At 56.3% G+C, this 14222-nt stretch carries 5 protein-coding genes and 5 pseudogenes; 7 read left to right on the top strand and 3 right to left on the bottom strand.

Translation table 11 applies throughout. The annotated features are described in order from the left end of the window. Positions 1 to 1229 (top strand): annotated as a pseudogene (locus tag AB4Y34_RS38605) (IS66 family transposase); the annotation flags it as partial. Positions 1230 to 1345: 116 nt separating this feature from the next. Here AB4Y34_RS38605 and AB4Y34_RS38600 read toward each other — a convergent pair. Both AB4Y34_RS38600 and AB4Y34_RS38595 read right to left on the bottom strand, forming a co-directional pair. Further along, a complete protein-coding gene (locus AB4Y34_RS38600; protein WP_368718999.1) occupies positions 1346 to 2158 on the bottom strand; it encodes an IS5 family transposase in 813 nt (270 codons plus the stop codon). Positions 2159 to 2190: 32 nt separating this feature from the next. Further along, entirely contained in the window at positions 2191 to 2532 is a 342-nt protein-coding gene (locus AB4Y34_RS38595) for a 4'-phosphopantetheinyl transferase superfamily protein (protein ID WP_255215405.1), read from the bottom strand. Between the two features lie 662 nt (positions 2533 to 3194). Between AB4Y34_RS38595 and AB4Y34_RS38590 the strand changes: the two are divergent. Further along, positions 3195 to 3611 (top strand): annotated as a pseudogene (locus AB4Y34_RS38590) (transposase); the annotation flags it as partial. Between the two features lie 38 nt (positions 3612 to 3649). Here the strand turns inward: AB4Y34_RS38590 and AB4Y34_RS38585 are convergent. Continuing rightward, positions 3650 to 3949 (bottom strand): annotated as a pseudogene (locus AB4Y34_RS38585) (integrase core domain-containing protein); the annotation flags it as partial. 12 nt (positions 3950 to 3961) lie between these two features. On the opposite strand from AB4Y34_RS38585, the pseudogene AB4Y34_RS38580 reads away from it, so the two are divergent. The 5 genes and pseudogenes from AB4Y34_RS38580 to AB4Y34_RS38560 all read left to right on the top strand — a co-directional run. After that, positions 3962 to 4336: pseudogene (locus AB4Y34_RS38580) on the top strand (transposase); the annotation flags it as partial. A gap of 669 nt (positions 4337 to 5005) precedes the next feature. Beyond that, positions 5006 to 5353 (top strand): hypothetical protein, encoded by a 348-nt coding sequence (locus AB4Y34_RS38575; RefSeq protein WP_368718998.1) that lies wholly within the window; start codon positions 5006 to 5008, stop codon positions 5351 to 5353. Between the two features lie 752 nt (positions 5354 to 6105). After that, on the top strand, positions 6106 to 12618 hold the full coding sequence (locus AB4Y34_RS38570) for an amino acid adenylation domain-containing protein (protein ID WP_368718997.1): 6513 nt from the start codon (positions 6106 to 6108) through the stop codon (positions 12616 to 12618). Further along, positions 12615 to 14006, top strand: a complete 1392-nt coding sequence (locus AB4Y34_RS38565; protein ID WP_368718996.1) for an MATE family efflux transporter — start codon at positions 12615 to 12617, stop codon at positions 14004 to 14006. The genes AB4Y34_RS38570 and AB4Y34_RS38565 overlap by 4 nt, the downstream gene beginning before the upstream one ends. A 4-nt stretch (positions 14007 to 14010) precedes the next feature. Beyond that, a pseudogene (locus AB4Y34_RS38560) lies at positions 14011 to 14085 on the top strand (IS6 family transposase); the annotation flags it as partial. Between the last annotated feature and the right edge of the window lie 137 nt (positions 14086 to 14222).

Below are 14222 nucleotides of genomic sequence, written 5' to 3'. Positions count from 1 at the left end.
GTGCGCCACGAACTGCCTGAAGCCGAACGCTTCTGTACGAACGACGGCCACGCGCTCGTCGAGATCGGCGTTGAGATCAGCGAGCAGCTCGATGTAATTCCGGAGCAGCTTCGCGTGCTCCAGCACCGGCGCGTCAAATATGCGTGTCCGTGCTGCGATCTCGGCATGAAGGTCACGCCAGCGCCGCCGCGTATCATCCCGCGTGGGCTGCTGAGTGAATCAGCGCTTGCGTGGATCGCCACCGGCAAGTATCAGTTCGGGATGCCACTGTACCGTCAGGCCGGACTGCTACGTCGTTTCGGCGGTGACATCTCGTCCAACACGATCGCCGCAAGCATGGTACGCGTCGGTCTGGCGACCCAGCCGGTGATCAACCTGATGCGTGATGCGCTGCTCGACGCGGATCTGGTCTACTGCGACGAGACGACATTCCAGGTCCTGAAGGAGAAGGGGCGAAAGCCTCAAACGAAGAGCTACCTCTGGTCGCAGATGACCGATTCAGGACATCCGGTCCGCTGCTTCACGTACATGCCGGGACGCGGCGCTCACTGGCCGACAAACTGTTCACGGGCATCCGCAAGGGCGCGGTCCTGATGACCGATGGCTATGAGCCCTATAACAGCATCGCCGACCGATACCAGCTCGTGCATCTTGGATGCTGGGTTCACTGCCGACGCTACTTCGTCAAGGCAGAAGACAATGTGCCCAAGGCAGCGCGCTCGCCCGACCTGCTGGCCACACGCTTCATCAAGCTGATCGGAAGGTTGTTCGTCGCCGAGGCACGCAGCGCGAAATGGGAAGCCAGCCGGCGACAGCGATTGCGACGGCGATACAGTGCACGAGTGCTCGACGCCATCCGCAGTCTCATGCTCAAGCAATCCCCCGGCGTCGTGCCCCACAGCCTGCTCGGAAAGGCGCTAACTTATCTGCGCGAGCAATGGCCCAAGCTGATCCTCTACGTTGAGAACGGCAACTGGCCCATATCGAACAACGACTGTGAGAATTCGATCCGCCCGTTTGTAATTGGGCGCCGCGGCTGGCTGTTCTCGGACACGGTTGATGGCGCGACTGCGAGCGCCAATCTTTACTCTCTGGTCGAAACCTGCAAAGCCTCTCGAATCGACCCGTACCACTACCTCCACTGGCTGTTCAGGCACATCCCTCTGGCGACCAGTGTCGACGACTACGACGCGCTTATGCCCTGGAAAATGCCTGCTTCCCTGCACTGAGCACACGCCACGCCTCTCGGCGATTCATGGCCCTCAACTCCACTCGCAGAGGGACGTCGATAATAGATCGCTTACAATCAAGTCGCGATTGCATACGCTCTCCTCGCTAGAGCGTGTTAGGAACTTTGAAGTACTGGCACGGCGTGGACAAGCATGAGCATTGCGAAGACGACGAAATGAAGCCCAGCGAGAGTTTCGGGAAGCCGTTCATAGTCACGTGCGAGACGCCGGAAACGGTTGAGCCAGCCAAAGCTGCGCTCGACCACCCACCGGCGGGGGAGCAGAACGAAACCCTTTTTCGTTTCTTCGAGTTTGATCACCTGAAGGTCAATGCCCTCGTCGAATGCAGCCTGCGCTGGCTCCTTGCCCGTGTATCCCTGATCGGCAAATGCCACCTTGACCGTTCGTCCCGTTACCTGCTGGACCTGCCGCGCAAGCTCCGCTACCTGTGCGCGCTCCTGTTCATTGGCGGGGGTCACGTGCACCGCCAGCAACTGTCCCAACGTGTCTACTGCAATATGTACCTTGCTACCGCGCTTCCGCTTATAACCGTCATAGCCCGCACGCGGGCCGCTCTCGCAGGTCGACTGTATCGTGCGGCCATCGAGGATGACCGCGCTGGGCTGTCCCCGACGGCCCTGTGCCACGCGTATCACCGAGCGCAGGTCGCTCACCATGCTCTCAAAGCAGCCAGCCTGCAGCCAGCGTTGAGTCTGCTGATACACCAGCTCCCACGGCGGGAAATCATTGGGCAGCATCCTCCACGGCGCGCCGGCACGAGCCATCCAGCGCAATGCATCAAACATGTCGCGCAGTTCGTATTTGCGCTGGGGCGCGTCAACGTCCATCAGCGTCAGATACGGCGCCGCGAAACTCCATTCCTCATCCGACACATCTGTCGGATACCCTTTGCGGTCGGTTCTTTTCATCCCGCCAGGATACCAGGTCTCAATCGAAGTTCCTAACACGCTCTAACTACGATGCTTGGCTCGTGCTGCCTGTCGCCAAGTACAGAAAACCATGTCATGCCCTTTCCGATGCCGACGCCAAGTGTCTTCAACACCGCATCCTTTGCCGTCCATACGTCATAAAACGCGCCGGTTCGCCTGTACATCGGCAAAGCGGTCACTTGTGCCTCGTCGCACGGCGCAAATACCGCTGATGCGAACTTCCTCCAGTTGATGTCTTTGCGAGCAAATTCGATATCGAGACCAACCCTCCGTCGCCGGCCAATTGCGATCAGAGCATACTGCTCCGAATGCGAAACGTTAAAGTCGAGTCGCCCACCGGACCCGCCTTGCATCGACAATCGAGACGGGGCCGTCCGCCGATGTCTCGCTCGAAACGCAATTCACTGGCCTCCAAATCTGTTCGTTCCGCGAGCAACTGACGCAGCACGACGCGCGTCACCGCACACGCAGCGCATCGTCGCGGCGTCGGAAGCGCGCGACCTTCGCACCCTCATCGTCCGAAAGCGGAGCGAATGCGGGACTATCGAGCATGACGCGAAAATCGAAGCTGACGCAAAATATTTCAATATCTGCTGCGGAGGCACTCGGTGGAGCGAGCTCGTGCACATTGAAAGCCGACGTTGCAGGGACTATCATCAATTCACTCCGTTAGTGACGGTAACAGGCAGTTCCTGTGCGATTATGCTGCGCGAGGAACAGAGGTGCTCAAGCCCGAGCCGACTGCTCCGAATGGATGTTACTGACCAGTTCATCGAATAGTGCATCGTTTTTCAGGTGGAAAAATAGACATGCTTTTCCTGAAACAGGTTGTGGATCAAGTGCGTTCGTCTGGCGCAAGTCGGCGGATGAAATTCTGTCGAGTCGTGAACGGTTTTGCGCACGGGTCCAAACGATACCGCGATGAACGCCATGAACATGACACATCAGCGATTGACGACGCCGTCCTCGCGCTCCTCTATTTGACATTGCACGACCACAGCCGGCATTGTCACCCATTGCTCGAGGGGATGTAACGATGTGGATTGACCCTGATCTTTTCGCTGCAGCACCGGAATCCAAGGTGCGCGCACTCGGGGCCACCGATGCGTCTATGCGGATGCGTTCGTGCAGATGCTGCTGGAACTCAAGCAGGTCTTTCTTCTGCCGCTGCGCGCACTACAAGGCTTCGCCCAGAGTCTGTGCAAACTTGCTTTCACGAGCCTGCCCGTGCCGAACTACACGACGTTGAGGCACACAGACGCTGACGGTCGCGCTACCGGCACAACGCCCAAAGACTCCTTGCACCTTGTGCTCGACAGTACCGGACCAAGCTCTATGGCGAAGGCGAGTGGAAGGTGCGCAAGCATGGCTGGTCCAAGCGTCGCACTTGGCGATGGACCCGAACACCGGACAGATCTGCGCTGCACTGATGAATCGTCCCCGGGTTTCCGGGAGACCGTTTTGTTTGAGTCAAGCCGCCTTGGCGACGTTCTGAAACTGCCGATAGTAAGCTTGCTCGGCTTCCGCCGGCGGGATGTCGCCGATCGGGCCGAACAGCCTACGATCGTCGAACCAGTCGACCCATTCAAGCGTTGCCAGGTCGATAGCTTGATGCCTGCGCCACGGGCCGCGCCGATGAATCAGCTCTGCTTTATACAGCCCGTTGATTGTCTCGGCCAGTGTGTTGTCGTACGAATCGCCAACCGTGCCGACTGACGATTCGACGCCGGTTTCGGCCAGACGCTCCGTGTAGTGGATCGAAACGTATTTTTTTGGGGGGGGGGGGGGGGCCAGGTCACCGCAAGCGCGTTGGCCGCGAAAATGGGCGACGCAAAACAGTACGGATGCAGTCGCGATTTTGCGGCATCGGTTGGGCTCGTTCCGCGGCAATACAGTACGGGCGGCAAGACCAATTTTCTCAGGATCAGCCGGCGGGGCAACAAAAATGTCAGGCGCCTGCTCGTCCTGCCCGCCCGAGCTTACATGCGAGGCCTGGAGAAACGAACCGGCCGCCTAGCGGACTGAGTTCGCGCAATTCTCGCGCAACGGCATTCAAACGTGGTGGCGTGTGCACCGGCCAACAAGCTGGCCCGAACCGCCTGGGCAGTTGTTGCGCGCCAAACCACATTCGACGCCGGCTTCACCCGTCCGCCCTGAACGAGCACGGCCTCGTCTTTATCGATCACACTCACCCAACTGGTTTTGCGACGACTGAAAATTCATGACGTGAACGGCATACCTGCCTGACGAGGAACCTCCGTGCCAAACAGGCTTTCGAAGCCGACCCACTGTTAAGGATCGTCAGGCGCGAATCTCATCGTGGCGCGGGGAGCGATCCCCAAAACGACGCCGAATAGATTTGGGCAAGCCAACTCGCCATCGAAAATCAGGGTTGCAAAGATGGGGGGACCCAGATTTGGCACATCCATGCCGCTGGGTGGGGGGCGGCCATTCCATTAACGCCCATTTGCATCGTCGGCAAAAGAGAGCCTCACGTGATCCGGAAACTGTTCAAGGAAAAGCACGTTCGGTATGCCGCGTAGCCAACTATGCACTATTTGATGCACTCGTCAGTAAGTTCGCCGCTTTGGTCGGCCCTCGTCGCGGCAATCCGTGGTGTTGCACATCCAACATTGTCGGATATGCAACACAGTAAATCCCACAAACGATATTTGCCGGAAGATCCCGCAAGCGTTTTGGAGGGTAGGTCCCCATCAGTCATCCCGATCAGCAATGTGTTGGGAGATATCTCTCAGGTGTGTCGTGGCGTTGGCTCAACTATTGCATCTGCTGTCGCGGGGAAATTGAAGCTGGAGGTAACGAAGCGTGAACACCACACCAAAGCCTCACGAACCACAGACAAGATCTGCAAAAAATGATAGTCGACATTCTATTGCGGCGTCCACTCAAGGTGCCGCGCTACGCGTTATTAACGAACCGGCGCTCTGGATCATCAGTTCCATTCCGTTCCCTGAGCAGGAAATTTTTTCCTGCGTTGCTGTGCAATCCGACGAACGATGTATCTCACAAAGAAAGATATCAAGGGCTCTGCACAGAATGAAGCTGTGCGGCGAAGTGAGCAGCATGGAGGACCGACATCAACGCGACGGTCAGGACGACGAGCAGAGTTCGTCGCACCTCCTAACCCATGATGTGACTGTTGAATACTTCTGAACTTATGCTACAGGAGCGTCGAGTGCCGAAGCATACTTCAATTCTTCGGGCGCTTTACCGTGGTTTTAACATTGCAGCATACAGTTCGAAACCTGTATCAAGTGAATTTCTTGCTACGACTTATTGCATATTTCCCTTCTTCACCTGACATCGCATGCTCGAGCTCAGGTCGTGATTGTGATTGAGGACGGTTACTTTAACGATGAACAGATCACGCACTGGGTCTCCCACGATTCCTCGCTTGTTTCCGATGATCCAAAAGCCTTCATCACGAGCGCGATACTGTTTTTTTGCCAGTGAGCGCTGCGTGGCCGTTTCTGAAGCGTGCCAGGAACTCGCTCTCAGAGGATCGGGAAGAACTGCGGGGCTGGCGCGATATAGCGCCGTTACGCGACGCGAGCGAGTAGTGACGTGCCTGCGCCAGCCGCATCTTTCGCGGTTATAGGTACGGATTCTAATGCTAACCAGTGCTCTTGGCCGTTGCATTGGTGGCCGCATGAAAATGCGGTTCAATTTAGCAGAGCAAGTAACACGCTCAAGTGAATAGATATCAAAATATTGAATATGTACAGAATGCGAAGAAGATGTGATTTTCGATATCTTAAGATAGCGAGTTAGCCTGTTATCCAACCCAAACGCAATGAACCTTTCGGCGATCATTCCACGGATACTTGCGCGGTCGCCCGCCGAAAGAGCTGTTTTTAGTATAGGGTCGGGTAATTCAAGCACTTAGGCGAGTGAATGAGGTTTAAATGAAAACACTATTGGCAGTAGACTACTTCTGTGATGCGGCACGGCGTTATCCGCAACATATAGCAGCGAGGCATGGCAGCGAGTCGGTAACGTATCGGGAGCTTGATGAGCAGTCCAGCCGCATCGCAATGGCGCTGACCGAGCGCTGTGGCCGCGAGGCGCCCGTCATCGGCGTGTTGATGGAGCGAGGAATTGATTTATTGGCTGCGATGCTTGCCGTTTTTAAGATTCGCGGTACCTATATGCCGCTTGATCGCCAGTATCCAGCGGAACGTTTGGATTACATGCTGGAGAAGAGTAAATGCTGCCTGCTGCTGACCGCCCGTAACTGCTTCGAACAGGCGGCATATTTGCAGACAACCAGACCGGAACTAGTGCTTCTTGATATTGAGAAAGCGCAAGAATCGAGCGCAGCCTTTGCCGGGCCCAGAGGCAAAGGTAGTGATCTTGCCTACGTCATTTTTACTTCGGGTACCACCGGTCACCCAAAGGGCGTAATGATTGAACAGCGGAGCTTGATCAATCACTTGCACGCTAAAGTACACGATCTGGAGATCAGTAAAACTGACCAGGTGGCGCAGACCGCATCGCACTGTTTTGACATTTCTCTGTGGCAGTTTATGGCGGCGCTGCAAGTGGGGGCGTGCACGCAGATCATTAATAGAGACGTCGTATGCGATCCGTCGAGGCTGCTGCTTGAGTTGCGCAAATGCCAAGTATCAGTCATTCAATTTGTGCCGTCGCTACTACGCTCGTTTGTGGCCGAAGTCGAATTGATCGATGCACGCGCGCTGCCGGCGCTGCGCAGGATTTCCACCGTCGGGGAGGCATTGCCGCCCGACGTATGCCGACGTTGGCTGGCGATGTACCCGTCTATTCCCATCCTCAACCATTATGGACCAACTGAATGTGCCGACGGTGTCACGCATGCACTGATCTCCAACTCTCCGGCGGAAGGTCAGGCATTTATGCCAATCGGGAAACCGATAGACAATCTGGAAATCTATGTGGTCAGGCCAGATGCTGCGGCGCTGACGCTTGTTGCGTCAGGTGACGTAGGCGAACTTTGTGTAGCCGGCGTTGGCGTTGCACGTGGTTACATTAACGACGACGCGCGTACCGAGCAGGCTTTTGTGGCTAACCCTTTCAGCGATAAGCGCGGATATGATCGATTATACAAGACTGGTGATCTCGTGAGGCTGCGTCAGGATGGCTTGCTGGAGTGTCTCGGAAGAGCAGATCGCCAGGTCAAGCTGCGTGGCTACCGTATTGAGCTTAACGAAGTGGAAGGTTTGTTGGGGTTACATGCTGCCGTCGAGGCCGCGGCCGTAGTGGTGCATTATCCCGCTGACAATCGGGTGAAACTGACGGCAAGGGAAACACTGACTAGTCCAGGGGAAGCGGAAAGACTTCCGCGCCTCGTGGCTTTCGTCAAGCTTCGAGAGGAGGTTACACGGAGCGCTTTACGCGAACACATGTCGTGTCAGTTGCCTGACTACATGCTGCCCGATCTTTTCTTCGAGCTGGCGAAATTACCATTAAACGCCAATGGCAAACTTGATTACAAGCAATTGCCTTCCCCAGAAAATTTGCGTCCTTTGTCCGATGTGAAATATCTGGAGCCTGCTGACGGTCTTCAGGTTCGGTTGTGCAGGCTCTTAGCCGAGATACTGCATCTAGACCGGCTGGGGCGAAACGACAACTTTTTGCTGATGGGCGGTGACTCGCTGCGCGCCATGCTTGCGATCAACCGTATTCAGCGCGAATTCGCCTGCGAAATTTCAGTGGTTGACCTGTACCATTGCACAATAGATGAGTTGACCGAACTCCTGGCCGAGAAAGAGGATGGGCATGAGTCCCTCCCCGCCATTGTCGTCAGTCGCCGTGATGAGGGCGGAGAGGCTCCGGCCAGCCACATTCAAAAACACTTATGGTTTTTGTGGAAGCTTGATCCAACAGCATCCAACTATACCTTGCAAACGGCGCTCGAATGCTGCGGAGAGCTTGATCGAGATCGCTTTAGTCGGGCTTGGGATGCGGTGGTGCAGTACTTCGACACACTGCGCATCCGATTCGTCGAAAAGAGCGGCAATCCATATTTGACCTTCGATTCACCGCCGAAGGGTCGTTTACGCTTTATAGACCTTTGCGGCGACCATCCTGCCCCCAGGTTGGCTGAACTGAAGGCGAGCGAGTTTCAACCGGCCTTTGATCTCGCCGCAGGCACACTGTATCGCGCACTACTAGTACGAGAGAGCTCCGACCGGCATGTTGTCATCTTTACCACGCATGAAATCATTATGGACGCGTGGTCGCTTTCGGTAATGGTGCGCAAACTGCGTGAATTTTACCAGGCGGGAGTCAGTTCAGAGGACGGTCTCAAAGCCGATATTTCGTTCGCAGATTTCGCGAAATGGGAGTCCGAGCAGTTTCGATCGGACTGCTGGGCGCGACAGCGCTCGTACTGGGCACAACAGCTGTCGGGTGAGTTGCCGGTGCTGACCCTGCCTTCCGATAAGCCTCGTCCGAGGCGGATGCGTTACACCGGGAAGTCACACGCCATACAAATTCCGGCTCTCGCGGCGTCCAGACTTCGCGAACTCGCTGCGGACAATCGCACCACGCTTTTCAGCGTGTTACTGACGACTTTTTACGCTTTATTGAGAGAGTACAGCGGACAGGACGATATCATCGTTGGCACTCCGAATGTAGTGCGCGAACAGTCAGGTACGGAACACCTGCTGGGGTTCTTCCTAAACATGTTGCCGCTAAGGGCGAAGATGGATCCTGATAAGTCATTCATCGAACATCTGGCCACGACGCAGCAAACTGTCACCGGTGCTGCCTTCAACGCGGCATATCCATTCAGTCGGATGTTGGAAACAGTTGACGTGGTACGTGGAAGCAATTTTTCCCCCGTATTCCAGGCGATGTTCAACATGTATTCGGAAAAGGCAGAGCTGATTTCTGAGGGGGAGCACGATGTGTCAATTGTCGCACGCGAATTGGAAAACGGTTATACCAAGTACGATCTCACTCTTTATTGTCAGGAAGAGGGGGACGGCATCTATCTGCAGATGTCCTATTGCACTGAACTGTTCTCCGACGAGCTCGTTTCCAGAATGCTGCTCAACCTGCAGCAAATTATTCAGGTGATCATTGCGGCGCCGGCGGCGCCGCTTGCAGAGCTGGATCTGCGGCACCCAGCTGAAAAGGCTTTTCTTAAGCGTTACAACGGGGGACGGCTGGCTTATACAGGCGCTAGTACACTACGCGAAATGTTCGAAGCGCGTGCCAAAATGTCGCCAGTGGATACTGCTTATTTCTGGGAGCACGGTCGCATTTCGTACGCGGAGTTGGATACTGCGGCCAACCGTTTTGCTAACAGACTCGCAGCCTCCGGTGTTGGTGCCGGCGACAGGGTGCTGCTTGGCATTGACCGCGGCATTAACGCGTTGATCGTTATTCTAGCTGCGATCAAGCTACACGCAACCTACTCGGTGATCGGGGCAAATTATCCGATAAGTCGCATAGTTGAGATTGCTAAAGATGTCGCTCCCAAGGCCTTCGTTGCCACGCCGTTGCAGCGGGAAGCATTTCGTGACAGAGGGCTAGTTTTACTGCCGTCGGAGGAAGTTGCATGCGGCAATGAGGAAACAGATGCCGCCCCTTCCCCATCTTGTTCGCATGAAGTGCTGCAGATCGTCTACACATCTGGTTCTACGGGAAAACCGAAGGGCGTTGTGGTTCCCGCTACAGCATGCCTAAATCGTTTGCAATGGATGTGGGGGCAATTCCCCTTCCAGGCAGGCGATGCCTGCGTAGTGCAGAAGTCGGCGGCGCTGGTTGCCAGTCAATGGGAAATCTTCGGGCCACTCTTACAAGGCGTTCCTAGTTTGCTGCTGAGTCAGCAAGAACTGCAAGATCCATCCCTGCTGCTATTGCAGCTAGATCGTTACCGGGTAACGCATCTGCTGTGCTCGCCACCGTTGATCACCGGCATTTTGACGGCACAATTGACAGACGGACGGTCGGTTTCAGATTTGCGGCTGGTCACCTCAAGCGCTGAGGCGTTGCCACCGGAGTTGGCTCGGCGCTTTCTCGAGGCTTTCCCGCAGGCCCGTTTGTTCAACTTTTACGGCTCCTCCGAGTGTAGCTCGAACGCCGCTTGGGGAGAGGTGTGCGAAGTGGGCGCTGATGAACGGACTGTCCCGATCGGTAAGCCGGTGGCCAATGTCGGCATAGCCGTCGTAGATGACAAGTTGCGGCCGGTGGTTCAAGGTGCGGTGGGGGAGATCCTGGTGACGGGTGACTGCCTGGCGAATGGCTATCACGACAGCAGGGAGTTGACAGCCGAGCGATTTGTTGCTAATTCGGTGCCAGAGCTACAGCCTTTCGGAACTGTGGCTTATCGCACTGGCGATTTGGGGCGTCACCGCGACGACGGCCGCCTGGAGTTCCTCGGAAGGCGTGACAACCAAATCAAGATCCATGGCTTGCGCGTTGAACTGGATGAGATTTCTCACGTCTTGGGAAAATGTCCTGGGGTCGAGGAGGCCGCGGTGCATTTGCACCGCGCCGCGGATGGCGAGCCGCTGTTGACTGCCTACGTGGTGGGCACGGAGGCGAAGCTGCCGTCAACAGAGGATGGGTTCAGACAAATGCTCCGTCATTCGCTGTTGCCCCATACTATTCCCCGTTCATTTGTTCGCTTGCGGGCTTTGCCTAAGCTGCCGGGCGGTAAACTGGACCGTTCCCGCTTGCCGTTTCCACGGCAAACCGCGGTGGGCGTATTCGCGCCGCTGGTCACCACGACTGAGCATGCACTGGCCGCGGTTTGGCAGGAAGTGCTTGGTATGTCGACGATTGGTGCGGACGCGCATTTCTTCTCACTGGGTGGTACCTCTATGCTGAGCGTGCGCTGTGTGGCGCGGGCGGCCAGGATGGACATCCGCTTTTCTGTCAGCGAGTTGTACGATTATCCAGTGTTACGCGAACTGGCTGGGCTGATCGATGCCCGCTCCGGCGAGCTGGTGCACCACGATGGCGAAATCGACGGTGGAGTGGAAGTAACGCCTACGATACGCTTCATGAATCGGCGCATGGGTTTAGACGAGCATTTCAACATGTGCGCGATCTGGCAGGACGATAGCTGCCGTTTGGATCCGGCGATATTGGAGTCCGCTATCGTTAGGTTGGCGAAAAACTACCCACTGTTGCGCACCAGGATCTCTCGAGATGACGCTGATCTACGCTTCCATACCGGAGTCGGAGCGTTGCATCTGGAGCGAGTTGCATTGGGCTCGTACTCAGAGCTCGGGGATTGCACGCGAGATATATCTGGTATCGCTGAGAAAGCGCAATATGCATTCCGGTTCGATGGTCGTACCTGGATGTCGCGTTTCCAATTGATGGAGGCGGAGGTCGGTGGGCGGCCGCACAGTTGGATTTTTATCATAATTCATCATTTCCTGGTCGACGGCTATGGGTTCCGGCTGCTGCTGGACGAAGTAGAACGCTACTATCTGGCGATAGAGCATGGCCAAACACCGGCTCCCGCATTCAGTGGCCGCGCGCAGTTGAATCGATGGGTGAAGGCGCTGCGCGAACATGTGAGCGGTTCGTTGGACAGCAACATTGCTTATTGGCGAAGCCGGCCATGGGAACTGCTGCGTGAGGATGGTGCAACAGTCCTCGAGGTTGAGCCAGTCGATAGTGGCGCTGATTCCAGCCGGCGCTTGTTCGAGATGCTCCATACTGGGCAGATGCACAGTGATGCTGCTTTCGAGGCCTTGTGCGCGCACAAGGGGATTCGCTATCTGGATCTGGATGCGGAATCGACAAAGATTCTGCTCGATCTGCATCCGGACCGGCACGGCTTTGACGCATTCGACGTCATCCTGTGCGCCTTGGCGGAGGTGGCAGGAAGGGGCAACCAGCGACGAGGGCTGTTTCTGGACAGCATGGACATGCTGCGCACGCCTATCCTGCCGGGTCAGGATCTGTCGACGGTTATGGGCTTTACCGCGGAACTTGTCCCGCTGGCCATCATTTGTGAGGGGCGACTCAGTGTGGCGGAACGTCTGAAAGCGGTGCGTCGTCAGCGCAATTCGGCACGGATCCATGGCATTGGGCTACGGGCGGCTGCGTATCTGCTGCCGGATGATCAGGCGAAGGCAGTGGTGGATTTCGACTGGCCGCGTGTTGTCGTCAACTATCGCGCTGTGTTAGATAATCTTCGTACGCGCATGCTGCTCGGCCTTGCTCAACCGACGATCTGGACGGGTGATGGGATAGGGCCCAACCGTCATCACACGTTGCGGTTATATATCGATAATGTGGACGGTAAACTTCGTATCCAGATGCATTGTGCGTTGCCTTGCTTTTCCGCAGAGGAGGCGAATATGCTGGGACGTCAGTTGCTGCATTGTCTCGCGGCTTATGCCGGATGGCTCAGGGACAATCAGGAAGATGTGGACGCAACAAGCGTGAAGGACGGGACCACAGTATGAACACGCCAGCAGTTGCGGCATCACGGATGCAGTCAATGGCCCACGATCGACTGTTGCCACTGATCCTGCGGCTGGCTCTTCCGTCCGTCATTGGCGTCACTGTCAGTGCCGCTTATCAGTTGCTCAACGCCTATTTCGTGGGGCGGCTCGGAACAGCAGCACTCGCGGCGATGGCATTGTCGTTCCCATTTGCAATGTGCATCACGGCAATAGGCCAGATCTTCGGTGCAGGGGCCGCCTCGTTGATTGCTCGAAGCCTGGGACGTGCCGACGATCACTCTGCCAACGATTATGCATCGCACGCGTTATGGTCTGCGATGGTAATTGCTGGCATAACGGCTATCGCGGGCTGGCAGTTGGCTCCAACTTTGCTGACATGGCTAGGCGCTGGACCATCGATTTTGCCACTAGCGGAGGCTTATCTTCATTGGCTGCTGTTGGGCTATGTGGCAGTGGTATTCAATATGGTCTGTGGTTTCATCGTGAGAGCGGATGGCAATACCGTGCTCAGCATGACGACCCAAGTTTCATCCTTCGCAATAAACGCGGCACTCGACCCGGTGATGATTTTCTGGTTCGGGCTGGGCATCGAAGGGGCTGGCATCGCAACATTTCTGGCCCAGTTGTGCGGCTTAACCTTGTATTGGCGACATTTCGCGGGCAGGCACGGAGCCATCGTCTTATCGTGGCCATCGGTGGGACGCTGCGGGTGCCGGCTGGCGAGCATCGCCCGCATCGGCATTCCGCCAGCGCTCAATACGCTGCTCGCGGTAGCGGCCATGTCCATGCTCAATGGGTTCGCTGCTCGCTACGGTGAGGCATCGGTGGCGGCGATAGGTTTGGCCAGCCGCTTGGCGATGCTGGCGGCACTACCGTTGTATGGACTGTGCAGCGGGGCGCAGTCGGTTGTTGGGTTTAATGTCGGCGCAGGTAACTGGACACGGGTGGCGCAAGCGGTTCGGGCTATGGTTGCGGTCGCGCTAACGTTCGCCGGAGTCTATGCCGGCTGGGTCGTGTGGCAAGCGAGAACCATCATCGGCTGGTTTGCGCACGAGTCGGCGACGATAGAGATTGGTAGCCGCGCGATCTTGCTATTCCATTGTGCGTTGCCGGTGTTAGGGGTGCAACAGGTGTGCCTGCTTTTCATGCAGGCCAAGGGCAACGCAATCTGGGCAACGCTTGTAGCGGTACTGCGGCATGGCTTGTTTCTGATGCCCCTGATGGCCTTGCTGCAGCACGCTTATGGGCAAGACGGCCTGTTGTTCTCGGTAGCGGCTGCCGATATGGCAGCGGGTCTTATCGCTATGGTTATTCTATACAGTGAAATGCGGCAGATCGACAAGGCCTCCCGGCTCTGTCAGGTTAATGGAATGGGGGCCGCAGAATGACGTAATGAAGAAGACAAAACCGCTTTATCATGATCATCGCTTCCCTGTTATCGTCATCAGCTGTGCGGTTCGCTGGTATTGATATGACTTTATATGAACGCCTCCCGTTTGCTAGGCTTTTGTGCGCTATGACGTGACGTAGGTTGGGCTGCACCTTTATATCCGGCCTTGTTGCAGCCTGTTGGTTGGCTGCGGGCCCCGATGAAATCCGCTGAC

Source organism: Paraburkholderia sp. BR10954, assembly GCF_040965775.1.
GTDB lineage: Bacteria > Pseudomonadota > Gammaproteobacteria > Burkholderiales > Burkholderiaceae > Paraburkholderia > Paraburkholderia youngii.
This window is presented reverse-complemented; position numbering and strand designations above follow the sequence as displayed.

Bases quoted from the DNA above. Each gene is read 5' to 3' on its own strand.
- AB4Y34_RS38600 (WP_368718999.1), bottom strand. From the start codon at position 2,158: ATGAAAAGAACCGACCGCAAAGGGTATCCGACAGATGTGTCGGATGAG.
- AB4Y34_RS38595 (WP_255215405.1), bottom strand. From the start codon at position 2,532: ATGCAAGGCGGGTCCGGTGGGCGACTCGACTTTAACGTTTCGCATTCG.
- AB4Y34_RS38570 (WP_368718997.1), top strand. From the start codon at position 6,106: ATGAAAACACTATTGGCAGTAGACTACTTCTGTGATGCGGCACGGCGT.
- AB4Y34_RS38565 (WP_368718996.1), top strand. From the start codon at position 12,615: ATGAACACGCCAGCAGTTGCGGCATCACGGATGCAGTCAATGGCCCAC.